The organism is Gemmatimonadaceae bacterium, assembly GCA_016720905.1.
Lineage (GTDB): Bacteria > Gemmatimonadota > Gemmatimonadetes > Gemmatimonadales > Gemmatimonadaceae > Gemmatimonas.
Genome location: JADKJT010000003.1, coordinates 1 through 23,653, shown reverse-complemented (window position 1 = coordinate 23,653; position 23,653 = coordinate 1). Strand labels below are relative to the sequence as shown.

28 protein-coding genes are annotated in these 23,653 nt (G+C 65.8%); 12 read left to right on the top strand and 16 right to left on the bottom strand.

The features are described from left to right. Positions 1 to 68 precede the first annotated feature (68 nt). Positions 69 to 935, top strand: a complete 867-nt coding sequence (locus IPP90_04535) for a DUF4097 family beta strand repeat protein (GenBank protein ID MBL0169990.1) — start codon at positions 69 to 71, stop codon at positions 933 to 935. A 14-nt stretch (positions 936 to 949) separates the two neighbouring features. Here the strand turns inward: IPP90_04535 and IPP90_04530 are convergent, their stop codons facing one another. The 3 genes from IPP90_04530 to IPP90_04520 form a co-directional block, all read right to left on the bottom strand. Then, a complete protein-coding gene (locus IPP90_04530; GenBank protein ID MBL0169989.1) occupies positions 950 to 1,534 on the bottom strand; it encodes a hypothetical protein in 585 nt (194 codons plus the stop codon). After that, complete coding sequence (locus IPP90_04525) at positions 1,531 to 3,189, bottom strand: hypothetical protein (GenBank protein ID MBL0169988.1); 1,659 nt, start codon at positions 3,187 to 3,189, stop codon at positions 1,531 to 1,533. The genes IPP90_04530 and IPP90_04525 overlap by 4 nt, the downstream gene beginning before the upstream one ends. A 114-nt stretch (positions 3,190 to 3,303) precedes the next feature. Then, positions 3,304 to 3,588, bottom strand: a complete 285-nt coding sequence (locus IPP90_04520; GenBank protein ID MBL0169987.1) for a 4a-hydroxytetrahydrobiopterin dehydratase — start codon at positions 3,586 to 3,588, stop codon at positions 3,304 to 3,306. A gap of 117 nt (positions 3,589 to 3,705) precedes the next feature. On the opposite strand from IPP90_04520, the gene IPP90_04515 reads away from it, so the two are divergent. After that, a complete protein-coding gene (locus IPP90_04515; GenBank protein MBL0169986.1) occupies positions 3,706 to 4,779 on the top strand; it encodes a radical SAM protein in 1,074 nt (357 codons plus the stop codon). Positions 4,780 to 6,554: 1,775 nt separating this feature from the next. After that, the gene (locus IPP90_04510) at positions 6,555 to 7,775 is read left to right on the top strand and encodes a TCR/Tet family MFS transporter (GenBank protein MBL0169985.1); all 1,221 of its coding nucleotides are present in this window, start codon (positions 6,555 to 6,557) and stop codon (positions 7,773 to 7,775) included. Positions 7,776 to 7,791: 16 nt separating this feature from the next. Here IPP90_04510 and IPP90_04505 read toward each other — a convergent pair whose 3' ends face one another. The 3 genes from IPP90_04505 to IPP90_04495 are packed head-to-tail and all read right to left on the bottom strand — an operon-like array spanning position 7,792 to position 9,993. After that, entirely contained in the window at positions 7,792 to 8,457 is a 666-nt protein-coding gene (locus IPP90_04505; GenBank protein ID MBL0169984.1) for a hypothetical protein, read from the bottom strand. A 3-nt stretch (positions 8,458 to 8,460) separates the two neighbouring features. Further along, positions 8,461 to 9,084: a hypothetical protein gene (locus tag IPP90_04500; GenBank protein MBL0169983.1), complete on the bottom strand. Its 624-nt coding sequence runs from the start codon at positions 9,082 to 9,084 to the stop codon at positions 8,461 to 8,463. 60 nt (positions 9,085 to 9,144) lie between these two features. Continuing rightward, positions 9,145 to 9,993, bottom strand: coding sequence for a YHYH protein (locus IPP90_04495; protein ID MBL0169982.1), 849 nt, complete (start codon positions 9,991 to 9,993; stop codon positions 9,145 to 9,147). 147 nt (positions 9,994 to 10,140) lie between these two features. Between IPP90_04495 and IPP90_04490 the strand changes: the two genes are divergently transcribed. The 3 genes from IPP90_04490 (at position 10,141) to IPP90_04480 (ending at position 11,516) form a co-directional block, all read left to right on the top strand. Then, on the top strand, positions 10,141 to 10,713 hold the full coding sequence (locus IPP90_04490; GenBank protein MBL0169981.1) for an RNA polymerase sigma factor: 573 nt from the start codon (positions 10,141 to 10,143) through the stop codon (positions 10,711 to 10,713). Further along, positions 10,706 to 11,026, top strand: coding sequence for a hypothetical protein (locus IPP90_04485; protein MBL0169980.1), 321 nt, complete (start codon positions 10,706 to 10,708; stop codon positions 11,024 to 11,026). The genes IPP90_04490 and IPP90_04485 overlap by 8 nt, the downstream gene beginning before the upstream one ends. Positions 11,027 to 11,195: 169 nt before the next feature. Further along, complete coding sequence (locus tag IPP90_04480; GenBank protein MBL0169979.1) at positions 11,196 to 11,516, top strand: hypothetical protein; 321 nt, start codon at positions 11,196 to 11,198, stop codon at positions 11,514 to 11,516. Positions 11,517 to 11,579: 63 nt separating this feature from the next. Here IPP90_04480 and IPP90_04475 read toward each other — a convergent pair whose 3' ends face one another. The 4 genes from IPP90_04475 to IPP90_04460 form a co-directional block, all read right to left on the bottom strand. Next, a complete protein-coding gene (locus tag IPP90_04475; GenBank protein MBL0169978.1) occupies positions 11,580 to 12,056 on the bottom strand; it encodes a Spy/CpxP family protein refolding chaperone in 477 nt (158 codons plus the stop codon). Positions 12,057 to 12,112: 56 nt separating this feature from the next. After that, complete coding sequence (locus IPP90_04470; GenBank protein ID MBL0169977.1) at positions 12,113 to 13,243, bottom strand: carboxypeptidase regulatory-like domain-containing protein; 1,131 nt, start codon at positions 13,241 to 13,243, stop codon at positions 12,113 to 12,115. 67 nt (positions 13,244 to 13,310) lie between these two features. Beyond that, positions 13,311 to 13,646 carry a HigA family addiction module antidote protein gene (locus IPP90_04465; protein ID MBL0169976.1) on the bottom strand — a complete coding sequence of 112 codons (336 nt, stop codon included), beginning with the start codon at positions 13,644 to 13,646 and terminating at the stop codon, positions 13,311 to 13,313. A gap of 17 nt (positions 13,647 to 13,663) precedes the next feature. Continuing rightward, positions 13,664 to 13,963 (bottom strand): type II toxin-antitoxin system RelE/ParE family toxin, encoded by a 300-nt coding sequence (locus IPP90_04460; GenBank protein MBL0169975.1) that lies wholly within the window; start codon positions 13,961 to 13,963, stop codon positions 13,664 to 13,666. 364 nt (positions 13,964 to 14,327) lie between these two features. Between IPP90_04460 and IPP90_04455 the strand changes: the two genes are divergently transcribed. The 4 genes from IPP90_04455 to IPP90_04440 are packed head-to-tail and all read left to right on the top strand — an operon-like array spanning position 14,328 to position 17,067. Beyond that, entirely contained in the window at positions 14,328 to 14,678 is a 351-nt protein-coding gene (locus tag IPP90_04455; protein ID MBL0169974.1) for a hypothetical protein, read from the top strand. Next, positions 14,608 to 15,501, top strand: a complete 894-nt coding sequence (locus tag IPP90_04450) for a hypothetical protein (protein ID MBL0169973.1) — start codon at positions 14,608 to 14,610, stop codon at positions 15,499 to 15,501. Before IPP90_04455 ends, IPP90_04450 begins: the two co-directional genes overlap by 71 nt. Continuing rightward, positions 15,479 to 16,483: a hypothetical protein gene (locus IPP90_04445; protein MBL0169972.1), complete on the top strand. Its 1,005-nt coding sequence runs from the start codon at positions 15,479 to 15,481 to the stop codon at positions 16,481 to 16,483. Before IPP90_04450 ends, IPP90_04445 begins: the two co-directional genes overlap by 23 nt. Continuing rightward, entirely contained in the window at positions 16,465 to 17,067 is a 603-nt protein-coding gene (locus IPP90_04440; protein MBL0169971.1) for a hypothetical protein, read from the top strand. The genes IPP90_04445 and IPP90_04440 overlap by 19 nt, the downstream gene beginning before the upstream one ends. Positions 17,068 to 17,347: 280 nt before the next feature. Here IPP90_04440 and IPP90_04435 read toward each other — a convergent pair whose 3' ends face one another. After that, a complete protein-coding gene (locus IPP90_04435; protein MBL0169970.1) occupies positions 17,348 to 17,635 on the bottom strand; it encodes a hypothetical protein in 288 nt (95 codons plus the stop codon). A 46-nt stretch (positions 17,636 to 17,681) separates the two neighbouring features. Further along, positions 17,682 to 17,924 carry a type II toxin-antitoxin system Phd/YefM family antitoxin gene (locus IPP90_04430; GenBank protein ID MBL0169969.1) on the bottom strand — a complete coding sequence of 81 codons (243 nt, stop codon included), beginning with the start codon at positions 17,922 to 17,924 and terminating at the stop codon, positions 17,682 to 17,684. 264 nt (positions 17,925 to 18,188) lie between these two features. On the opposite strand from IPP90_04430, the gene IPP90_04425 reads away from it, so the two are divergent. Both IPP90_04425 and IPP90_04420 read left to right on the top strand, forming a co-directional pair. Next, the gene (locus IPP90_04425; protein MBL0169968.1) at positions 18,189 to 18,881 is read left to right on the top strand and encodes a GNAT family N-acetyltransferase; all 693 of its coding nucleotides are present in this window, start codon (positions 18,189 to 18,191) and stop codon (positions 18,879 to 18,881) included. Continuing rightward, entirely contained in the window at positions 18,878 to 19,723 is an 846-nt protein-coding gene (locus IPP90_04420) for an amidohydrolase family protein (GenBank protein ID MBL0169967.1), read from the top strand. The genes IPP90_04425 and IPP90_04420 overlap by 4 nt, the downstream gene beginning before the upstream one ends. Before the next feature lie 127 nt (positions 19,724 to 19,850). Here IPP90_04420 and IPP90_04415 read toward each other — a convergent pair whose 3' ends face one another. The 4 genes from IPP90_04415 to IPP90_04400 all read right to left on the bottom strand — a co-directional run. Next, positions 19,851 to 20,687, bottom strand: a complete 837-nt coding sequence (locus IPP90_04415) for a mechanosensitive ion channel (protein MBL0169966.1) — start codon at positions 20,685 to 20,687, stop codon at positions 19,851 to 19,853. A gap of 817 nt (positions 20,688 to 21,504) precedes the next feature. Next, positions 21,505 to 22,302: a chloride channel protein gene (locus IPP90_04410; protein ID MBL0169965.1), complete on the bottom strand. Its 798-nt coding sequence runs from the start codon at positions 22,300 to 22,302 to the stop codon at positions 21,505 to 21,507. A gap of 74 nt (positions 22,303 to 22,376) precedes the next feature. Beyond that, the gene (locus tag IPP90_04405; GenBank protein ID MBL0169964.1) at positions 22,377 to 23,018 is read right to left on the bottom strand and encodes a multicopper oxidase domain-containing protein; all 642 of its coding nucleotides are present in this window, start codon (positions 23,016 to 23,018) and stop codon (positions 22,377 to 22,379) included. Next, the coding region (locus IPP90_04400; protein MBL0169963.1) for a multicopper oxidase domain-containing protein at positions 23,015 to 23,653 on the bottom strand (639 nt) is incomplete at its 5' end. The genes IPP90_04405 and IPP90_04400, both read right to left, overlap by 4 nt.

Sequence of the window (23,653 nt, the reverse complement as noted above, 5' to 3'; positions counted from 1 at the left end):
TCAGATTCAAGCCGTTTGCACATTTCATGTCAGGCAATTCCCTTCTCCACCGGACCCTGGAGGTTCCCATGTTGCGTTTCAACTCGGCACGTCATGCCCGCGCCCTGCGCGCCACAGCCATGCGCGTGTCCTTCGCGGCGTTGGTCCTGGCACCCCTCGCGGCCACCAGCGCGCAAAATCGCAGTCGCGACCGCGAACAGGACCGCAATCAGGAGAGCGACAAGTCGTTTTCCTGGTCGGGCACCATTCCATCCGGCAAGCGTATCCTCATCAAGAACGTCAATGGCGGGATCGAGGTGGAGCGCAGCACCACCGGTCGCGTCGAAGTCACCGCCGAGAAGCGCTGGCGTCGCGGCGACCCGTCGTGGGTTCGCATCGAGCCAAAGAAGCTTGGCGACGAGATGCTGATCTGCGCGCTCTGGGGTGAGAACTCGCGGTGCGAGGAGGACGGCATTCGCAGCGACCGCAACAACAAGTGGAACAACCGCGACAACGACGTGTCCGTGCATTTCGTGGTGCGCGTGCCCGAAGGCGTGCGTGTCGATGTCTCCACGGTCAACGGCGGGCTGGAAGTGAGTGGCGTCACCACCGATGTGCGCGCGAACACCGTGAATGGCAGCATCACCGCGCGCAGCGCCGGCGGTCCCGTGCGCGCCACCACGGTCAACGGCAGCATCACGGTGTCCATGGGTTCACTTGGCCGGGCCGACGACCTCGAATACGAAAGCGTGAACGGCTCCATCACGATTTCGTTGCCGGAGAACTTCGGCGCGCAACTGGAACTCGGCACGGTCAACGGCCGAGTGACCACGGATTTTCCGATCACCGTCTCCGGCACATTGTCCCAGCGTCGCCTGCGCGGCACCGTGGGCAATGGCGAGACCCGACTGCGCGCCAGCACCGTGAACGGCAGCATCACGCTGCGAAAGAACTAGCGTCGCCGCGAGGCTTACGGCGGCGGCGGCTTTCTGAACGTCGGGGGCAGTCCCTGCGGAAAGCGGGCGTGCGCCGAAAGCTGCTCCCAGCGCGTCAGCGGCAGGTCGTGCCACTGACGCGCCCACGACCAGCCACTGGTCAGCAGCGTGAGACCGGCGGTCACGGCAAACCAGGCGCCAACGGCATTGCCGCACATCGTGCCGGCACCCTCGCTGGTACTCGTGTACGAGTTGCAGGCGGCGGCCATCGCCAGCGTCGTGACCACGCTTACAACTCCGCCGGAGATCAAGGCTCGGCGACCGCCGAAATTGTGACGTCGGTAGCTGACACGCCGCACGTCACGGCGCGCCAGTGCAACCGTGAACGCGTCGTTCAGGATCCAGACGGAGTCGTTGCTGACGGCCAGCAGTTCACCGCGCACGGATTGTTGTGCGAGCGTAAGACGCACCTGCGTGCCAAACGGCGACACTGGTGACGATGACTGCGCGGCGCTGGTTGGCCACGCGCCGATCACGGCGGCCGCCAGCACCAGTACGCACGCTGCGCGGACGCGGCGACCCGATGGGTGTGTCGACTCGATGATGTGCGTCGTGTTCATGGCCGTCCCCTCGTGATCCGGCTTTGCCAGAAGGCGCGCTCGTTGGTCGCCTCGCGACTCTTGAACACCGGCGCCAGTGCGCGGAACGCATCGCGAGGCGAGTACAGCAGCTGTGTCGCGCGCGCCGCGTCCTGTTCGGCGATCCACTCGTCACGCATCCACTCGTAGTACCAGCCGGTGCTCTCCAGGAATACTTCCCACCGTCCCGACGGCAATGGCAGCGACGCGGGCAACGCGAATGTCAACGCGTAGTCGTCACCGGGACCGGTCACCAGCACGCGCGTGGGGTCGGCCAGCGCAGCGGCCGCGCTTGCGCCAGCCACCGTGCGTCCCTCGCTCTTGACCGACACCGGTAGGAGGACCATCGGTTCGACGCGCGCCCCAAGACGCGCCAGCGCCGCGTAGTTCAGGCGCCAGTAGCCCTTCGTCAGCGATAATCGAATGCGCACAGGCCCGGTGCCGGCCGGAAGGGTCAGCGGCACGATCTGCGGATCCGTCGCCAACGGTCCGGCCTCCAGCAGGTGACCGGCAGCGTTCCAGTTCACCCCGTCGGCCGAGACCGAAATTCCGATGCTGCCCAGGCTGCGCAGCGCGGCGAACAGCGGTGGCTGTGCTGCGACGGGCCCTCGCTCAAGACGCGCCAGTGCCTCGCCTGCGTCACCGCCGGCAAATGCGAGCGCTTGATAGAAGAGGAAGGTAGAAACCAGCGTATGACGTGCGCCCAGTACCAGTCCAACGTGTGCGGTCTCGTCAAAACGCCCGTGCGGCGCGAATTCCGTTCTGTCAAAGGTCAACTCCACGACCTCCTGCGCCGCGAGATCGGTGGAGTCGGTGACCGATTGCCACTCGTCGCGGTCCAGCGAGGCCACGCTGGCGGCGCAGTCTCCCTTCGCTGACTGGCAGCGCGTTGGCGCCGTCAGATCGTATGCCGGATACAAGTCGTCCGACGGCGAGTGGAAGATCCGTCCGTTGATGGGCTGTGGCGCAATCAGCAGTCGCACCGAACGCAGCGCGTGGGTTTCCAGCGCTTCGTTGCGCATGCGCAGCACGAAGGGTCCCGGAGGTGACGCTGCGAAGTACAGGTGATCCATGTCGCGGGCTTCCAGCGCCCTCAGCGGACTCGCCGAGAACCCTTCGGCCTGGATGAACGACGTGTCGCCTTGCGCGTAGAACGTGGGACACGACCCGAAGCACGACTTGGGATCGGCGAGGCACGACCCGGACACGATGGTTGCGCCGGTTCCCCAGATGGCGAGCATGACGAGTCCGCCCGGGTACGCATTGCCAGGAGTACTGGCCTGCACCAGTGCAATCGAGTCCATCGGCACCGCGCGCTGCACGGGTCCAAGCGATCGACGATTCGCATCGTACAGGGTGCCGGAGACGCGCAGCGTTCGCGCAGTGGTGTCCTCAAGCCAGACCGTGGCGATGATCAATTCGCCGGAGTGCAAGTGCAGCTTGAGCGAGGGCGCCTTCGGCTCCTTGCTTGACGCAGGCATCGTCTGGGCCACCGCCGCTGACGTTGGCGGCGAGACGCTCGGACTCCACACCGGTACACAGCTGCCGAGCGTCACGCACATCGCCAGAAACCCTGCAACCCCCTTCGAGAGTGCGCGCGCCGTGCGCATGCGATGCTCCGTGCCAATGGTGTTCATTATGTGCCCTCCGGCTGGTGGACCAATGACAGATTATGGCCCTCGGCCAGCCGGGATGAGAGCAATCTCCACGCGCGCGTGTGAGGCATCCCCGTACAACTGCACCGCGGAGAACTAGGCGGCGGCGAGCTCTTCGATCGCCTTGGCCAGCACAAAGTCCTTGGACGTTATCCCGCCGGCATCGTGCGTGCTGAGCGTGAACAGGACTTTCGTGTAGCGGATATCGATGTCCGGATGATGGTTCATCGACTCGGCGATTTCGGCCACGCGCGCGATGAACGCAATGCCGTCGGGGAACGCCGCAAAGTGATAGCTCTTCACGAGCGCATCGCCCTTCCGCGCCCATCCTGGAAGGGCGCCCAGTCCGCGCTGGATCTCGATATCGGAGAGAGCTGGCATGTCCATGGAGGTTATGGTCTTTCCCGCGCCGGGACAATCGCCCGGTCCTCATTTCCTGCGCGTCGAGGTCGCACGGGTCAGGTTGCCACTTCGGCGTTTCTTCGGTATCTCTTCCGTGTGCCCACCGACGCCATCCCCCGTTTCGATCTCGACACCGCAGATACGCCCTTTCGCCGACTCGACCAGCAGGCCGACCTGACGTATCACGCCGCGCCGGTGCGCGGAATTTTCAATCCACCGTCCGCCACCGGTATGGGGTTCTGGTCCATCAACCCTTATGTGGGCTGCGCGTTCGGGTGCGCGTACTGCTACGCCCGCGACACGCACAAATGGACGCTGGAGCGCGCCGGCGAGGTCGGCACACGCATCGCCGAGTCCATGCCATCGTGGTTGGCGTTTGAGCGACGGGTGCTGGTGAAGGAGAACGCCGCGCAGCGCGTGCGTGAGGCACTCGCCACGTCGCGTTCGCCGAAACCCGGCGAGTCGATCGTGATTGGGTCGGCCACTGATCCGTATCAGCCGGCCGAGCGCCGATTTCGGGTGACGCGCCAGATCCTCGAGGCCCTCACGGCGACGCGCGGACTGCGCATCACGATCATCACGAAGAGTCCGCTCGTCACGCGCGATGTGGACGTCCTGGCCCGACTCACGCAGCGCGGCAGGCTGGGCGTACACATCACCATTACCACCATCGATCGCGAACTTGCGCGTCGGCTCGAACCCCGCGCCCCCACGCCGGAAGCGCGACTGCGGGCCGTGCGGCGACTGGCCGACGCGGGTATCGAGGTGAGCGTGAATTGCATGCCGGTGTTGCCGGGCATTACCGACGACCCGCGCGCGCTGTCGGAACTTGTGGCGCGCGTGGCCGACGCCGGCGCCACGCACGTGGCCGCCTGCGCGCTGCGTCTGCGTGCCGCGTCAAAGCGCCGCTACCTGCCGTTTGTGCGCGAGTCGTTCCCGGCGCTGGCGGCCAGTTACGAACGCACGTATCGGCACAGCGCGTATGCGGGTGAGCGATACCGCAAAGGGCTCGCCGCGTTCATCGACCGGTTGTGTCACCAGCACGGTCTCCCTGCGCGGTCCGGCACCTACGATGAGACTGAAGCGGAAGAAGCGGTCGGCCCATCCGAGGCGAACGGACAGTTGGAATTCCTGCTCCACGACAACGACGCGAGCAATCACGCCGAATGACCGGTCCCCGCGACGCCGCGTGGCACTTGGGACGCGACGCAACGACCCACCCGCGCCCGACGCTGCGACGGCAACAACCGCGCCCAGCACGCCGCGGCTTCACCCCGGCCGCGGGCCCCAGCCAGCTGCGCGGGGGTTCGCGCAGCGAGCGCCGCCGCGACGACCGGCGCCCGGGCCGCACCGGCCGAGCCTTGAGTGGCGACCGCGGCCGACCCGGGGATGCGGCCGATCACCCCGCCGCCCGAACCACCGCAGCCACGCGGCGCTGGAGGCCCCCGCCCGCCAAGCGGCGGCCTGGCATCTACGGCACCGCGCGGCAGCGCGGCCGCAGCGCGCAGCGCGATACACGGCGAGCCAGGATGCCGCGCGCGTACAGCGCCGCGGCTGGCCACTGCACCGACAGCGCCGAAACGGAGACCGCGCCCGCGCGGCCCGCCGCGGCGGAGCAGCAGAGCCGGCCGCCGAGCGCACCGGCGACCCGTGGAGGCGGAAAGTGCAGCGATGGCAGGCGACGGCCGCCGAACCACGCGCAACGCCGCGCCCGCCGCGTCCAACCGGGACGAGCAGCGGCCAGCGCGCCCCGGCCAACAAGACGCCGCCACGGCGCCGACGACAGCCAACGCCAGGAGCACCGGCCGCACCCCCGCGCGCACGCGGCAGCGCGGACGGGACGCCTTGGGCGCCGCCACCGGCGCGCGCGCGCCAGACGCCGCGCGCCGGCACGCGACGCGCCCAACGAGCCGTACGCGCGAGCCCGCCGCGCGCCCGCCCCGGACGAGAAGAGCGACACGCCGACGACGCATCGCCGACCCCACGCCGGGCAGCGCGGCAGACAGCGCGCCGCGCCGCGCGCGGGCGCCGCCCGGCGCCGAGCGAGCGGAGCCGGCCGCGGGCGGGGCGGAGCCTGCAGGGCGTGGGTCGATACCGACCGGGCGAATTTTCGTGCGCAGGCCCCGCGGACGCCCCCCGGCGGCAGCGCAGCAGCAGGATTCAATACGCCCCCGGCGGCAAGCACGACGGGCACACCGCAGAGGCGGCGACGCCGCGCTCGCCCGGGCCGGACCCGCGGCACCGCGCGCACGCCGTACCGACGACGACGGACGCCGTAAACGCGCGGAACCCGGACCGCGCGCCCCGCTGCGCCGGCCCGCGCCCCGACCGACGGATGTGGTGATTGTCCGCAGCCCGCCGACCTCGCGCGGACACGGCCGCGCCCGCCCCGATGGGCGCGCGCGCCCTTCGACCGCCGCCGCACGGCGCGGGCCCACAACTCGGAAGACCCGGCGGTTCCGGCGGGCCGCGGGGCGGGCGTCCCCGCGCGAGCCGCGCACCGCGACGCGCACGAGCGCAGCGCCGCCAGGCCACCGCAGACGACGCCGCGCGCCCGATCGGATTCGCGATCAGCGACGTATTGTTGGTCGATGCCGGCGCGTCACCTCCGAGTGCAAATGCCGCGCGAGGGCGAACACACCGCGCCGGCACCCGCGCCGGCGACAGACGCGCCTGGCCGGTGCCGACGCGAACCGCACCGCGCCCCGGCGTGGAAGCGCGCGCCGGCGGCGCGCGCGGCCGCGGCGCGGCCGCGCAGGGCGCGGCGGGGCGCGCGGGCGCGACGCAGCGCCGCAAGCGACGGCTATGGCGCTGGACTGTGGGACGCGCGGGCGAGTACCGCGCGGAGACACCGCGCCAACGCGGCACCCCACCTCAGTAGTCACTGGACTGTACTAGACTGTTGCCTTGCTGTGTCTTCCTTCCGAACCGAGAGACGTCCCCGCATGAAGTCGTCCCGCGCCCCCGCCATGTGGTTCATCCTCGTCACGCTGCTCATCGACGTGGCTGGCTTGGGGATCATCATTCCGGTCATGCCGAAGCTCATCACCCACCTCACGGGTGGCACCATGAGCGATGCGGCACGATGGGGCGGGTGGATGGCCTTCGCGTATGCCGGCATGCAGTTCTTCTGCGCCCCGGTGATGGGCGCGCTCAGCGACCGGTTCGGTCGACGGCCCGTGCTGCTCGCGTCGCTGTTCGGCTTTGGCCTCGACTATCTGTTCATGGCCTTTGCGCCGTCCATCGGTTGGCTCTTTGTGAGCCGACTGATCGCGGGTATGATGGGCGCGAGCTTCACAACCGGCGCCGCGTATATCGCGGATGTGTCACCGCCGGAAAAGCGGGCCCAGAACTTCGGCATGATCGGCGCCGTGTTCGGACTGGGATTCATTATCGGCCCGCTCACCGGTGGCCTGCTTGGTCAGTATGGCGCGCGCGTGCCGTTCATCGCCGCCGCAACGCTGGCGCTCGTCAACTGGCTGTTCGGATTCTTCGTCCTGCCCGAATCCCTCAAGCCTGAGCATCGTCGTGCCATCGACTGGAAGCGCGCCAACCCGGTGGGATCGGTCGGGAATCTGCGTCGCTATCCGGTCATCTTCGGCTTGATTGCGTCACTGGTGCTGGTGCAGATCGCGGCGCACGCGGTGCAGAGCAACTGGTCGTACTACACCATTGAGAAGTTCCACTGGACCGAACGCACCGTGGGCCTGTCGTTGGCGGTGGTGGGGCTGGCCGTGGCTATTGTGCAGGGCGGGCTGATCCGGACGGTGATACCACGACTCGGGCAGCAGCGCAGCGTCTACTTTGGATTGACGTTCTACAGCGTGGGGTTTTTTCTCTACGCCTTCGCCACGTCCACCTGGATGATGTTCGCATTCACGGCGATCTACAGCATGGGCGGCATTGCCGGACCGGCCATTCAAGGGCTGATTTCCGGACAGGTTCCGCCAAATGAACAGGGCCAATTGCAGGGGGCGCTCACCAGCATGATGAGTCTGACGTCAATTGTTGGCCCGCTGTTGATGGCCAACGTGTTTGCGTGGTTCTCGGGCCCGCGCGCGCCGTTCTACTTTCCTGGCGCCGCGCTGGCGCTGGGTGGTGTCTTGTCGCTAGTCTCGGCAGTCCTGGCGCGCAGCAGCCTGCACCGCACGGCACCGCATCGGTAGTGCGCCGAGCGTCCGACTAGCGCGGCGTGGCGCGTGGAGAGCGCGTCAGGCTCAGTGACGGGATCACGAACCACGTCGCTCGATGCGCGATTATGTCATCGTACCCGCGGACCACGCTCAGTTCGGGGAGCAGCACGAACGAAGCCCGCCGCAGCTGCACGCCGAAGAATCCACCAATGGTGGGGCTCTCGCGGTCCGCGTCGCGGGTGAGTCGCGCCACCGGCAAATACCGCACCCCGCCATACACCGCAGTTCGTTGCCTATCCGCGCTGGAAGCGATCACACTCAGCCCTCCCATCGCCAGCGAACCGGCTTTCACCACCCCGCCTTCCACTTGCGCTGAAATCGCCGCGCCCAACGCCGAGCCATGCAGTCGATGCTTGTAGGACACCACGGCGCCGCTGATGCCCGTGATGCGAAGCCCGACATCACTGCGTTCGGAAACGCCAATGCGCGTTTCCGCGTCGAGGATGGTCATGGGAGTCTCGGGCGGCTCATCCAGCGAGCGATCGCCAAAGCTGGCGGCGAGACTCAGGGTGGTCCGTTGTTCACCGCGAGGCACCGTGGCCGCCGTGGACCCCATGGTGTAGGGCAGGCACCCGGCACCGAGGCCCGCAAGCGCGAGACCCATGCGCCACACGCGCGCGCGAGATCGCGCGGCATGGGTTGATGGCGTGTTCATGTCTTACTGAAGCCGAAGGCCGAACGCCGACGCGTAGTAGCGAAGTGACGAGCCATTGGACAGGGCCAGCCAATTGCCGTTGACGCCCACCGTCAACGCCACGCGTGGTGCGCCAACGGCCGCGCTCAGATGCAGCCGTCCGCCAAGTCCCGCGTGATGGCCGTCAGAGAAGATCGATGGTCCGAGCAGCGCGCGGAAACTGCTTCCCGACCGGCGCACTTCGCTGCCCGCCAGGAAGGAGAGATGACCTACCGTTGGCGCATGCGGGATGCACCCGGCGTAGGGAGACACGGGGAGCCGGACATAGCAGTCCTGGCCGGCATCGACCCTGACCCCGGCGGCAGCCGCGTACATGAGCCCCTGGCGCGAGGGTCGACGCAGCCCAACCAGCAACTCGATCGCCAGCCCCTCGTCGTTCACGTACCGCTCGCGCCCTCCACGTACAGCGCTGGTGCCCACAGTGACATCAACCGAGACACGACGCGGCGCAGCCGCAGCCTGATTGACAATCGGCTGCGCCGTCAATCGTGCCGGACGGAGGATTCCACTCGCCGCCAACGCCGCGACGATCACCACCGTTCGTAGCGTTCTGCAGTCGGAGAGAATACGTCGATGCTCGACAGCCATGAAGGGACCATACCGGAGTAGGTAACCCTTCGCAACTCAAACATCCGCGAGACCAATCGGCTACGGATGCACCATGCCGGGCATTGTCGCCGCCGCACTCGACACCTGTCCAGTGAAGCAGCGAATCGACGACGTGGCGTTGGCATTGCCGAGCAGGACGTAGTGATACACGCCTTGCGGAAACTCCGGCGTCGCGCTGGTGATCCCACTGCACTGATCCAGCTGAGACGACGTGATCTGCCGTCCGCTGATGTCGCGATCACCATAGATCAGATATCCGTCAAAGGCCACACCAATGATGTGTGACGGACCTCCGGCGGTATCGACCATGGCCGTCACGCATGGCGGCAACGCATGGTAGTGATACGAACCCATCGGCGTGGGATGGCCGTTGCAGGCATCGAGAAACGCGATATTCTCACCAGCCGTGTTCTTCACCGTGAAGTTGGACGCCATCGCGACGGTGACGCCGTCGCCTTCGTACGGATTGAACAACGCGGCTCCCGAAATCATCACGCCTATCGTGCCGAGACTTGTGGAAGTGGGCGTTGCGGCCTTTCTCGGCGTGAGCGGAATCTGGAAATCATAGCTCTGCGCCTGCGTGGGATCGGCGCCGGCATAGGCACTCGCCGCACCGGGCACGCGCACGCCAGGAAGCGGCAGTGCATACTGCAACTGGCGCGAGTGATTCGGAATGCCATTCGACCGGTAGCGCATGGTCCCATTGGCAAAGGACACCGTCACGTTCGCGCCCCACTTGGCCGTCTGCAGGCCGGGTTGGGTCGATGCGGTTTCGCTGGTCGTATCCGTGGAATCGGCTGACGTCACCTTGTCGGCGCAGGCCGCCGCCATGAGGAGGGTCAGGCCGCACACGACACGATGTTTGCTGAGAAATTCGATGGAATGCATAGGGTCTCCGTGGTTCGGGTGTGTTTGCGTCTTGGACAACCGAACCCCACTAGCCATTCCATACATGTTCATCGCAATCGCCAGCCGGAGACATGGAATGAACCGGCGCGTTACGTTGTCCATGATGGGTGCGCCAGGATCCCATCCATGACATCCGTCCCCTCGGACGAGGAGCTGCTGACACGCGCCAGACTCGGCGATGCCGCGGCCTTTCGCGCGTTGGTCGAGCGATACCAGTCGATGGTGGCGTCGGTGGTGATCGGCATGCTGGGCCGTGGCGCCGATGCGGACGACGTGGGCCAGGAGACGTTCATTCGATTTCACGCCGCGCTCAAGGAATTTCGGGGCGACGCAACACTCGGCACATATTTGCGTCGCATCGCGATGAACCTGTCGCTCAACGCGCTCAAGCAACGGAAGCGCTTTCGGTTGCGGCTGGTGAGTCGAGACGCGTCACCGGGATCACTCGCCGAACCGACGGTGAGCGCGTACGATGCGGAAGGTGCCGAGCGGCGCGACCTGGTTCACTGGGCGGTCGCGCAATTGGGCGAGAAGCAGCGCCCGGTGGTGGTGCTCCGCCTGCTGGAAGAATTGTCCACGAACGAAACCGCTGCCGCGCTGCAGTTGCCGCCGGGCACAGTGATGAGCCGACTGGCGCGCGGCATGGCCGAACTGGAGCGTCTTTTGGCGCCGTACGTCACGGGAGGGACTGATGCTTGACGACGAGCAGGACATCGAACAACAGCTCACGCGCTACCGCGCGCTGCGTGGTGCCGTGGCGTTCGACCTGGGATTCGCCGATCGCGTGATGGCGCGACTCGCCGCGCCGCGCCGGCTCTCGGACGAATTGCAGCCGGTGTTCTGGCGACTGACGCCACTGGCGGTGGCCGCCGCGTTGCTGCTCGCAACAATGAACCTGTTGAATACGCGAGCGAGTCAGCAGTCGCTGGTTGATCGCGTGCTGGGCATGCCGACCGTCACCGTCGCCACCGCGTATGCACTGGATGGAGACCTCAGTGCCTGGGGGAAATAACGCATGAAACTCGAAATCAAATCCGCCGCCATTCTCATCACGACGCTGCTGCTGGGCATCGTGATAGGCCTGGTTGGACAAGGCGCGTTGCAACGCGCACGCGTGCCGCGCGGCGCGCCACCACGGCGTCCGCCGGGATTCGTGGCGCGCATGGAAAGAGGTACTGCAGTTGCGCGCCGAACAGCAGGCCACGGTACGTCCGATTCTCGAAGTAGCGGCCGACGCCAATCAGCGGGTGATCGATGCGGCGCATGTGCAGTTGCGTGCAGCGCTGGATTCAATGAGCCGCACGCTGGCACCGCTGTTGGACGAAGCACAGCGGCAACGACTGGCGGAACGAGTGCGGGAATTGCCGGATCCGTTTCGTCCGCCGCCACCGCAGGATGGGCGAGGACCACCGCCTCGGGATGGGCCACCACGGGATGGGCCACCACGGGATGGGCCACCACGGGATGGACCGCCCCCCGATGGGCCACCGCCCACTCCATAACGAATACCGCCGCGTGCACGGATGCACGCGGCGGTATTTTTTCACCACACGCCGAGATAGCGACTAGCGCCCAGGCAGCGGCGGCAGGTCCGGTCCCAGTCGACGGGAGTTGGCCGCAAGCCACGCGCGCTGCTCGTCGGTGAGCACTGCGTTCAACGCCACGCGCAAGGCGGCGAACGCCGGGGCCAGCCGAGCACGAATCGGACGGCCGCGCTCGAGAATCGCGATCACATCGGCTTGCGACGCGCCAGTGCGTCGCGCTCTTATCGCTTCACGCGTGATCGCCGTCAGCGCCTCAAGATCGGCCTTGTTGGCTTCCTTGAACCGTTCGTTGATGGTGCGGATAGCGGCTTTCTGCGCATCCGTGAGTTGTAGTCCGGCAGGCGCCCGATCAAGGAACCCAGCGGCCGCAGCACCCTGATCGGCCGTTTCGAGCACGGCCTCAAAGGTCGGCTCGTCAGACGCAGTTTCAGTGGGGGCTCCACCGCAGGCGGCCAAGAGGAGCGCGGTGGCGAGTAGAGGAAGCGTTCGACGGAACATGGGACGGTGGGCTGAAGGTGGAACGAACCGCTGGAAGGCCGTGTCGGCCCCGGCGACTACTGGAGTATACGACTGCTGGCGGGGAACGTTATTAAGGAGTCGAGGGCAATTAGCGAGCCCGAGCGTGACGACCTGCGGCCACGGAACGGGTTGTCCCGCGAAACACCTAGCTCCGCAGCCACGCAATCAACCCGACGTTGCCGCATTTGGACGAGACGGCGGGTCGTGGGGGCGTGGAAGTCGTCATTCTGGTCTGATGGCCGTTGATGCTCGTGCCACCGCGTACCGATCCGATGCTCGACGGCAGATAGACCTCCACGAATTCGAGCTCCGACGCCGTTAGTGACGTCACGGGCACGGACGAGAGAGCCGTTGATGCTGACCATGCACTCCACTGTCAGCCGACCGGTGCCCCAACGGATGGCCAGCGCCTGAAGGTCAACGATTCCCTGCTGCACCAGATCTTCGCGCGAGTAAAATTTCGCGGAGACATGGCTCAGGTGGATCATCCGCTGGCCCAGGTCGAACATGTTCTGTGCCTCCGCATGATTCGGCGCACCTTCTTGCGGCGCCAGCCACGCGGCAATGCGACGCCCTTCAGTTTCCGGAATCGTGACGCCCATGGTTTGGCGAAGATATCCGTCCCGCTCCAGGCGAATCAGATATCGGCCGGGTTTCAACGGCATGGCGAACGCGCCAGTCGAGTCGGTCTTGGCAATCTGTGATCCGCCAACGGCGGTGATGACCACACCGGCCAGCGCATGGTACGCCGTGTCCCCGATCACGCCGCTCAATCCGCCCTGAGTCGCCACGGTCACCATCGACGGCAGCGACGTGGAGAAACGGATCATCACGATGGTGACCGACCCACCATTCGGCCCCACGGTTACCCGTTGCACACCGCCAATGAGCCCGACACCGCGGGCGCTCACCTCGTGGGTGCCTAACGGAATACTGTCAAATCGAAACGACCCGTCGACACCAGTGAGTGTGCGTCGCTGCGTCTTCACGAGCGTCACAGTCACCTCGGCGATGGGGACACCGTTGGTGTCCACCACCGTGCCAGTGATTGCGCCGGTGTTGCGAGGCTGTGGCCGCGAGGTCTGTGCGCCGATGCCGTGCAGCGCCATCAGGGCGAACAGCATCGTCGCGACGGTGCGGATTGGAAGATTGCGTACCGTATGCATCGGCGGCCTCAGGTGATCCAGGAACCGGCGTTCGTTCAACGGTGAATTCGTTCGCAGGAACGCGAGGTTACGCCGCCGAGTCAATGGGATCGGCCACTCGTTTCACACGCACGCGCTTGATGCGCCCCAGCTCGGCGGCTTCCGCCGCCTGCGCGAAATAGAGATCCCATCGGAGTTGCAGGTTCATCCACAACTCCGCGGTCGTACCGAAGTACTTGGCGAGGCGCAGGGCGGTATGGGGCGTCACCCCTCGGCGGCCATTCACCAATTCGTTGACGCGCTGATAGGGGACACGAATCCCATCGGCCAGTGCGCGTTGACTCAGGCCCATGGGGTTCAGGAACTCCTCGAGCAGCATCTCGCCTGGATGCGTGGGTTGGCGCCGCGTGGGAATGCGGACCATCGTTGGTTCTCCGAGCCCTATGAGTGATAGTCAACGATCTGGACGTGCGCCGGACCGCCATCGGTCCACACGAAGCAGATCCGATACTGCCGGTTCACGCGAATACTATGTTGGCCAGCGCGCACGCCTTTCAGGGCCTCGAGGCGGTTGGCGGGCGGCGAGCGAAGGTCGTTGAGCGCGCCGGCGGAATCCAGCAATTCCAGTTTCCGCCGCGCGACCTGCCACAACAACGCCGGGCATGCCTTTCGCGCGCGCGTGGTGTCTGCGCCGTTGAAGATGTCCTCGACTCCCACCGATCGGAATGAGCGGATAACCATAGCACGATAGCACGGTAGTCATGTTACGGCAACGAGGACACAGTGTCTGACGCTCTCGCGGTCAATGGCGACGCGCCGATTCGCGGCCGATTGGATTCGTGCCGACCCACGATGACGACACGCCGGACGCGACGCCATGATGGTTTTGTTGCATGCGGCAATCCCTTGGTCGCACGTCAACTACACGTCCAGGAAGACGCCTCAGCTTGTTGACGCATGGGGTATCGATCATGAACGGTTCGCATTGGTGATGATGGGTGATGTCCATCATACCGAGCTGAACTGCAAGAAGGAGAAACAGAGGGGTTGGTGCCCCTAGCCATATCCTCGATCTTCGGTTTTTATTCGGGTACAAATATCGCCTATGCCCGCCACCGCTTTCGCCCTCCCGCCCCGCCCTGCCCTCACCTCCAGCCCCGGGCTCGCGTCACTCCGCACGCAGCTCGAAGCCGTGGTGGCCGGTGGACGGGCTGCGGGCATCCCGTGGGCCACCGGCATCGCCCCGCTCGATGCCGCCCTGGGCGGCGGCATCCCGCGCGGCCGCATTACCGAAGTGGTCGGCGCACTGGGCGTCGGCAAGACCGCCCTGCTCCGCCAGGTCGTATCGCGCGTGCTGCGTACCGGCGGCTGGGTGGCGTGGATCGATGCGCGTCGCACCTGCCGCCGCGCCATGGGCCGGACTCGGCGAGCGTCTGGTGATGGTGCGTCCGCGTGATGGAAAGCGCAGTGCATGGTGCGCCGATCTCCTGCTGCGCAGCGGCGTGTTCGCCCTCGTCGTCATCGACGGCGCACCGGCGCTGTCGCGGGTGCATGGCGTGCGACTCGCGCAACTCGCCCGCGAACGCGATGCGGCCTGTGTGGTGCTGCAACACGAGGCGCGCCCCAGTCGCGTGAGTGGTGCGGTGCGATTGCGACTCGAACCCATGTCGGCCAAACCGCTTTCCCTTCGACGACAACGCACCGAGGCCCCAAACATCATACGCGGGTTTTCGGTGGTCGTGGAGAAAGGTGGACCCAGTCGCAGCGTTCGATCAATCGAGGTGAGCAGTGGCATCGTCATGGCGCGTCGCGTGTGTACGGATTCCGAGATTCCCGATCGGCGCGGCGTGGCACGCGGCACGCGCCGTCCCTGGGCCGCTGTCGGCGGCAGCACCGACGACGCCATCGGGCACCCCATCACCTGGGGTGGACTCGGCGTCTCCGCCCACGACGACATCCACACGCCCGCAACAACGTCCGCCCATCGCGATGCAACTCGCCCTGGCGTTCGCGGAACAAACGAGCACCAGTACGCCCCGCCACTCACCCCGCGCGAACGGAGTCGTGAACGCGAACGGTTCGATCGGACCTTCGACAAACACACCCGCGACTGGACGCGCTATCGCGGACGCAAACGCGCCGGCGAATCGTCGTATGGGAAACCCAGCAAACGCGAGCGGGCGCGCGAAAAAGTCGGCGTGGTCATCGGACAACACGGCGCGCGTTATCCCGGCGCCCCCCCCGCACTGGGACGCGTTGCCGAGGGCGCTCGCCGATAACACGCGACTGCGCGCGGTGTCACTGGCCGCCGGACGCGCCGGAGTGCGCGCCGGCATGACGTTGCCCGAAGCGCAGGCGCGCTGCGCCGCACTCGACGTGCGCACGTGGGACGATCACGCCGTGAACGATGCGGTGTTGGCCGTGACCACCGCGTTTCTCGCGGCCAGTCCCCAGGTCACTCCCGTGCAAGGCGCGCCGGGCATGTGGTGGATTGGCGCCAGCGGCTTCGACGCACTGGGTGGTGAAGACATGCTGGCGCGCGCCCTGCTGTCCATCGCACAGCGCTGGCACCCCGATGCCCGCGTGGCCATTGCCGATTCGTGCGTGGCCGCGCGCGCCGCCACATGGGCGCCACAGGCGCGCAGTCGTGTGGTACGTGAACGCGATCCACTGGCACTCCCCGATGGCATCACCTGCATTCCCGGCGGACAGTGCGCCACGTATCTCGCACCAGCGCCATTGGGACTGGTGCCCATGGACGACGAATTGCGCGACGCCCTGCGCGCGCTGGGGCTGCGTACCGTGGGCATGCTCGCCTCACTCGCGCCCGGTGACATTGAACGCCGCTGGGGCGCCGAAGGACTCACCGCGTGGCGACTGGCGCACGGTGACGACACGCGACGTCCGGGACTGGTGCGGGTGGAAGCCACGCGCAGCACCAGTGTGGAATTGCCGGCCGCGGTGGACAGCACCGCGCCGGTGTTGTTCGTGTTGCGCGCGCAGTTGGATCGACTGGTGCGCGAACTGGTGAACGACGGCCGTTCGGCGGCGGCGGTGTCGGTCACGCTGATTCTCGATGCGGGACGACAGTGGCCACTGGAGGAAGGGGGAAGGCGATGCCGCGCCGCGAAACCGTTGAGGCCTCATCGCTGCTGTCCATTCCACAACGCAGCATCACGCGCGAAGTGCGTCCGGCGCGACCGCTGGCGCGACTCGAGCCCCTGTTCGATCAATGTCGCGCGTTGCTTGAGCGTTGGGTGATCCCGGCACCGATCATTGGCATCACGGTGGGGATTCCGGCCACCGCACCACTGGCCGCCGATCAGGGCGATCTGCTGGTGCCGTCATGGCGCGACGCCGCCATGAACGCCGAGTCGGTGTTCGCGCGTTTGCGGGCCGCGCTCGATCCGGACAACGCGGGCGATGTGGTGGTGCGCGCCGTGGCGGGTGACGGGCACAAGCCGGAAGCCACCGGCCAGTGGGCCAGTGCCGATGCAATGGCGCAAGCCGCCGCGCCGCTGCCTGCCGCATCACCTGACCTCAGCGCGGACACCGTCAACGCGCCCGCTGTGCTGCGATTACTCGACACCCCCGAAGTGGTGGATGTCGAAGCGCCGCGTGGTGTGCCTGCCGCCGTGTGGTGGCGGGGGCGCCGGTTGTCGATTGCCCACGCCGATGGACCGGAACGATTGAGCGGCGACTGGTGGCGCGCCGATGCGTTCGCGCGCGACTACTGGCGGTGTAATGCCGAGGGCGAGGGGGAGCTGCTGGTGTATGGCGAGTCGGCGGTGACGAGTGCTATTGCCGCGCCCATGCAGTGGTTTGTGCAGGGGTGGTACGATTGAGGACTGCTGAATACTCCACCACAGCTGACGAACGCTCTGTTCGGAGCGTCCGCCGCCAACCCGTCACGCGGTGTTACGAGCGCTGCGCGGTGCGCTTCGTACCGAACAGGCGCGATGCATCGAACATGGGATCGGCATACCACGGTTCCGACGTGATCGACGTACCGCTCACCGCGCCAAACACCTGGCGTTCGAATTCCCCGCGTGACGACTTCCGACGTCAGGCGCGGCAGTGCCAGCAGCGCGTCGACCTTGACACCACCTGTCAGCCGCACGCTCCTTACCCGTCTGTTCCAGCGTGCAGGCCGATGGGAAGCAACAGGTGTCCCGCCTTGTTGGCCGCCGAAACCGACAAATACCGCGGCCGCTTCTCCGCGGCATCGAGCATGATGCGGCTACCACGCCGAGCTTCTTCCCGTCGGGGGCCAGCACATCCCAACCCCGCACATCGACCATGGCGCGCGACAATCTGGAATCCTTTCACGTCCCTACCGGATACCAGCGTGGAGGCCAACGACGTGGGTGCCTTGGGGTTGGTGACGGGATGGGTACTGTTTGCGACTGTCATGATGATCTCCTCTGACTGCGAGTACGAAGGACCCGCAGCCGTCGGCTCAGTCTTTCGGACTGGCCCGGACGCTCCTGCGGGTGCGGGTGTTCGGCCACGCCGGGATATCCGGTCCGACCCGGATACCCAGCTGCTCGAGGTCGGCGAGCGACACCAGCGCGGCGACATCGTTGCCGTGCCGCTGCAAGACAATCATGGCACCGCCATAGGCCACGGCATTGACCAGTTCGGCCATCTCTTCACGCGCATCGGTGGTGGCAATGCGCGCCACACGTCGCAGGGTGCTCATACAGGTGCGGGAATGTCTCTGGAAACCCGGCTCGGGGTCGTCGCCAACGCCGGAACAAATACGTGCAAACCATCAGGTGGCACGCTGCGATGAGTTGAATATATACAATTTGTACATTTTGTCAACCACGGAACGCACCCGCCCGGTCGGCCGCCCGGCGCGTCGTCCGCGGGGAGACTAGATTGTTCCAGACGTCAGACGCCCGGCGAACCGCAGTGGCCGCCACCGGCGCCGCGAGCAGGCGCACCACCCAGTCCCCCTGTCATGATCCGGATTCGCGCGATTGTCGATCCGAAGGACCCGGCCATCAAGGACGCCTATGCGCTGCTGTCGCGCACGTTTCATCGCGCCGAGCGCGTCGCCCTGCGGGAATGGCGAGGCAGCCTCGAGGAATCGGCGAAGAAACTGCTCACCGACATTGCCTGGCATCTGCTGGTTGCGGAGCGCGATGGCACCGTCGTTGGCCTCAATTCCGGCACGTATTTCGGCAACCTGAACCTCGGCATGATCGGCTACCTGGCCATCGCGCCGACGGAACGCTCGCACGGCATCGGCACGCGACTGCGGAGTCGCCTGCGCACGCTGTTCGAGCGCGACGCCCTACGCCTGTCGAAACGTCCGCTGGATGGCATCATCGGTGAGGTCGCTGAATCCAACCCCTGGCTGCGCACCCTGGCGCGCCGTCCCAACGTCATCCTCCTCGACTTCCCCTACCACCAACCGAGCCTGATGCGCGGCGACCAGCCGTCGCCATTCGTGCTGTACCTCGAACAGTTGCACACCCAGCGATCTCGGCTCCCGGTGAGCGAGTTGCGGCGGATCCTGTACGCCATCTGGCGCCGCGGCTATCGCATCACTCGCCCGCTCGAGCGTCCCGCGTTTCGCGCGATGCTTCGCGCACTCGGCACGCGCCGGTCAATCGGCAGCCGTTCCCTCACGACCATCGAGTCGCCATGATCATCGACTGCCATGTCCACCTGAACAACTACCACGAGCAGATTGCGGTCTCGCTGGACAACAGTCTCGACAAGCTGCGCCGCACCATGCGTGAAACCGGTGTCGACTACTCGCTGGTCCTCACCAGCTATCTGGTGAGTCCGCATCGACCCAGTACGGCGGAGGTGGTCAAGGCCATCGAGTCGATTCCCGAGTTGGGGGTTATTGCGGGCGTGAGCTACCTCAACTACCGGCAACGCGACCTGCGCGAATTGGCGGACTTCCTCGAAAACGGGCTGGTGAAGGGACTCAAGCTCTACCCCGGCTACGAACCGTTCTATCCACACGACTCACGGTTGCAGGTGGTCTACGACCTTGCTGAGGAGTTCGACGTGCCCGTCATGTTCCACTCGGGCGACACCTACAGTCCAAAGGGCAAGCTCAAGTACTCGCATCCTTTGGAGATCGATGAAGTCGCGGTCGATCACCCCAACGTCAAGTTCGTCATTTGCCATCTCGGCAATCCGTGGATCACGGACTGCATGGAGGTCGTGTACAAGAATCAGAATGTCTATACCGACATCTCAGGACTGGTACTCGGCGAATTCACCGAGGCGTTCGAGACCTATATGTCGGAGGAAATCCGCGACGCGATTCTCTACGCCGGTGATCCGGGACGATTTCTCTTCGGTACCGACTGGCCGATCTGCTCCATGAGTTCGTACCTCGGCTTTGTGCGCCAGCTGGGTCTGCCCGAAGATGCATACCGGCGCATCATGGGAGAGAACGCGCGACAGCTGTTCAAACTCCCGGTACCATTGGCGTTGCCGAAGACAACGGCGCCCGAGACGTCCGCTGGCTAGTAGTCTGACGTCTGTACCATCGTAGTTTCCGTGACCCGGGCCTCCCTCGTGGAGCGCCGTTCGTACCGCATTGAGTCGCTGGGCGGCGTCCGCCTCATACTGTAGCCTCGGCGACGGAGACGCCGCGCTATGCGTCGTTGCGGTGGCGGATGACGTGGACGTCGCGCTGTGGGAAGGGGATCGTGATGTTGGCGGCCTTCAATCCACGCCAGATGGCCTCGTTCAGCGATGATCGCGTCACCCGGGCCTCCCAGGGGTTCTGGGTCCAGACCACCACCTCAAACACGACCGCCGAATCGGCAAATTCCGTCATCAGCACGCGTGGTTCATGGGCCTCCAGCCGCTCCGGCAAACTGCGCGCCGCGTCAAGCAACACCCGGATCACCGCATCCATATCCGAGTGATACGACACGCCGACCGACGTCCGCAGGCGGTACGTCGGATCGCGCAAGGTGTAGTTGGTCACGGTGCTCTGCACCAGCGTGGCGTTCGGAATGATCAGATCTTCTTCGTCGCGGGAGCGGGCGACGGTGGCACGCAGGCCCATGCGCGTGACGCGCACCATGCGCCCCTCCACTTCGAGCACGTCATTGGGCTTGATTGTGCGCTCGGCGAGGAGAATGACGCCGGCCACGAAGTTCTGCGCCACGTTCTGCATGGCAAAGCCGAGCGCGACCGCAAAGAAGGCACCGGCGGCGAACAGGGCGCCAAGGTCGACACCGATGGTCTGCACGCCAATGCCGAGGCCCAGTACAATGATCGCATAGTGGAGCAACCGGGCCGTGATTGTCACGGTCGCGTCGTCGGTCGGACCGCGATGTTCCAGCGCGCGTCGCGTGGCGCGCTGCGCCAGCCGCGAGACGAGAAGCGTCGTGCCCAGGATCGCGAGGAACATCAGTATCGACGCCGTCGTCACCGGCGTGCTCGCGATGTTGAACAGTGGCGCACTCAGCGCCTGCCACACGGCGGAGGTGTCGATGAGTCGCTCCGGAAGCAGCTGGTCCCGCAGGACAGCCGGTAAGTGCGTAACGCACAAGCGGGTGGACGTTCCGCGCAACGTGCGCAGCGGACAAACCCGACCGCGTGATGATCCGATCCAGACAAGTTAACACGCACACCGCGCAGCGGTGTCCGACCGGTCGGCTAGTCGTCGACGTCGGGCGAACGCGTGCGTCCCACGTCGAGCACTCGCTCGGTCAGGGCTGCCCTTGCGCACACGCATGGTCGAGCGATCGACATCACCAATGGCGCCGCCAAGCGGCACATCGAGTCCGCCCGCTTTGGAGAACCCCAGTTTCTGGCTGGCATAGACGCTGCGATGTCCAACCATCAGGTACGCAGTCACTGCGGCCAGTGCCGCATACACACCTTCCGGCGCCGGCAGCACCTCGATGGCCATGACCGCGGCGGCCAACGGCGTATTGGCGGCCGCAGCCAGCACCGCAACGAGGCCGAACGCTGCCAGCGCACCGGGCGGCAATCCAAACAGACCGGCCAGCGCCGCACCACTCGTTGTGCCGATGAAGAAAATCGGAGTCAGGATGCCGCCGCTTCCGCCGGTTTCGAGTGTCAGCGTGGTGGCAAAGATCTTGAGCAGAAACTCCGATCCATTCACCGGCATCTGCCCTCCCATGACGCCATTGATGGTGTCGGTCCCCAGTCCCGCATATCGCTTGCCGGCCACCGAGTAGAGGACCACCAGCGCCAGTCCGCCGGCGGTCGCCACCCGGTACGGATGCGACTTGAAGCGCTTGAGCCCCCGATCAACGGCTCGCAGCGTTTCAATAAGCAGCAGCGCGATCAACCCGAACGCCACTCCCGACGCAATGGAGATGAGAATGATCTTGACCTGCCCGATGCTCGCCATGGCGTGCAGTGCGGGAAAGGGCGGCTGCACTCCGCACACCAGATGACTGACGATGCCTGCCACCAAGGCCGGGAAGATCACGGAATAGTCGATGCGTCCCAGATAGAGCACCTCGATCCCGAACAGCACCGGAAACCGGCGTACCGAAGACGGCCGCGAAACCGGCGCTGATGCCGCAGATAACCAGGCGCCGGCGATCGTCATTGTTGAGACGAAGCAGGTCGGCAAACATGCTCGTGAGCGCCGCTCCGATCTGCGCGGCGGGTCCTTCCTTGCCCACCGATCCACCGACGGCGAGCGTCACTACCGTGGCGAGGAGTTTGACCGGCGCGACAATCCAGTCGATGCGACCGGATCGCTGATGAATCGCCGCGATAACTGCTTCAGTGCCGTGTCCCCTGGCGTCTGGCGCAAACGTGCGAATCAGCCACACGCACAATGGCAGGGCAATCGGCAACAGCAGATACGGCTCAAACGCGCCCCGCGTGAGCACTTGCATCCACCCTGCCGATGCGCCCAGCGACCAGAGGAACCCGCGAGTACCCAGCCCAACGCACAGTCCTGCACCGGCGCCCAACAGCGCCCACTTGAGCGTGCTGACCAGCAGCGCTGTGTGTTCGGTATACCACTGGCTTTCGTCAGCAAGTTGCGGCGGCGCTGCCGCAAGACGTTCGTCGCGCCAATCCAGAAATCGCCGAAGTCGCGAGATCATGGTCGGACGCAGGTTTGGGAAGTCGTCACAACTCCTAATGTAACGATGCCGCGCGGCTGACGGAGACGCGCACATCACTTCACGACGTGGATCACCTGGCGTGCGTAAATGCTGCCGCTCCGTCGGCGACCCTGCATTTCGAAATTCCCTGGTTCCCCGAAGGTAAGGGCGAAATCGTACGTCTCACCAATGCTCACCTGTTGGCGTGCCCGGCGGGCAGTGCGCTGCCAGGCCGGAAGGTCGTGCCCGTCCTTCGCGAGCGCTGTCCACAGCGGCGACGCACCGTTCCCGTTGGTCAACCAGAACTCGTTCGCCGCCGCGTCGAGCGCGATGTTCATGAGCCGAATCCGATACCGCGTGCCGACGTTCAGTGTGAGCGCCGGGGGAGCGGCGCTGCCGTTGAGGATCGTCGCGATCGTCGGGTCGCTCCCCACTTGGAAGATGAGGTCGGTGGCAGGATCCCACGTTTCCCCTTCATCGAGCACGATGATGGCACCGTAGAGGCCGTGACTCTGCTGCCGCAAGTCGTTGATGTGCGTGTGGTACATGAAGCTGCCCGCGCGCGGCGGCGTCACGGTAACCTCGAACGAGTCGCGCGGCATGATCATCGGCGACACCATGCCGCCGTTGGAACTGATGCCTGCCACGCCGTCGTAGTAGCTGTCGATCTCGAGGCCGTGCCAATGCACCTGCGAGGGCTCGGTCGCGCGGTTCACCACCATGATGCTGGTGGGCCTTCCCTTGTGCAGGATGATGGGCGGGCCCGGCCATTGAATGGCGTTCGCCGGTGGGATCTCATTGCCGTGCGCCAGCGCGTAGCCGAATCGACGCGCGGTGTCGGCCGGTTGCAGTCGGTCTGATGTAGAGTGCAGGCGTTCGCGCGCTTCGGCATGGCGTCCACGCCCGCCGGCGTCACCTTGATCGCCAGCAACAGGCCGCCCATGCCGGTCTCGGCATGGTTCGCCATCATGTGCGCGCCGTGCACGCCATCCATCACGGGCGCGCTCATGAGCAGCTTGTTCATGGAGTCCGCGCTGAGCATCCCATCGCCGAGCGCCGGATTGGGCAGCACGTGGTAGTTGAGGTGGCAATGGAACACCCAGCCGCCCGGTCGATCGGCCTTCCACGAGATGTCAGCCGTGTTCTGTTCATCGAACAACTCGGTGACGCCCATGCGTTGCTGCGACGCGGCATAGAGTGTGTCGCGCTGCATGTCGCCCCGCGCGTTGACCCGGAAGTAGAAGCCATGCAAGTGGAGCGGGTGGACGTCCGCGCTGGCATTGATGAAGCGCCAGTGCACGGAATCGCCCTGTGCGTAGGTCAGTCGCTCACTGAACGGCCAGGCGCGCCA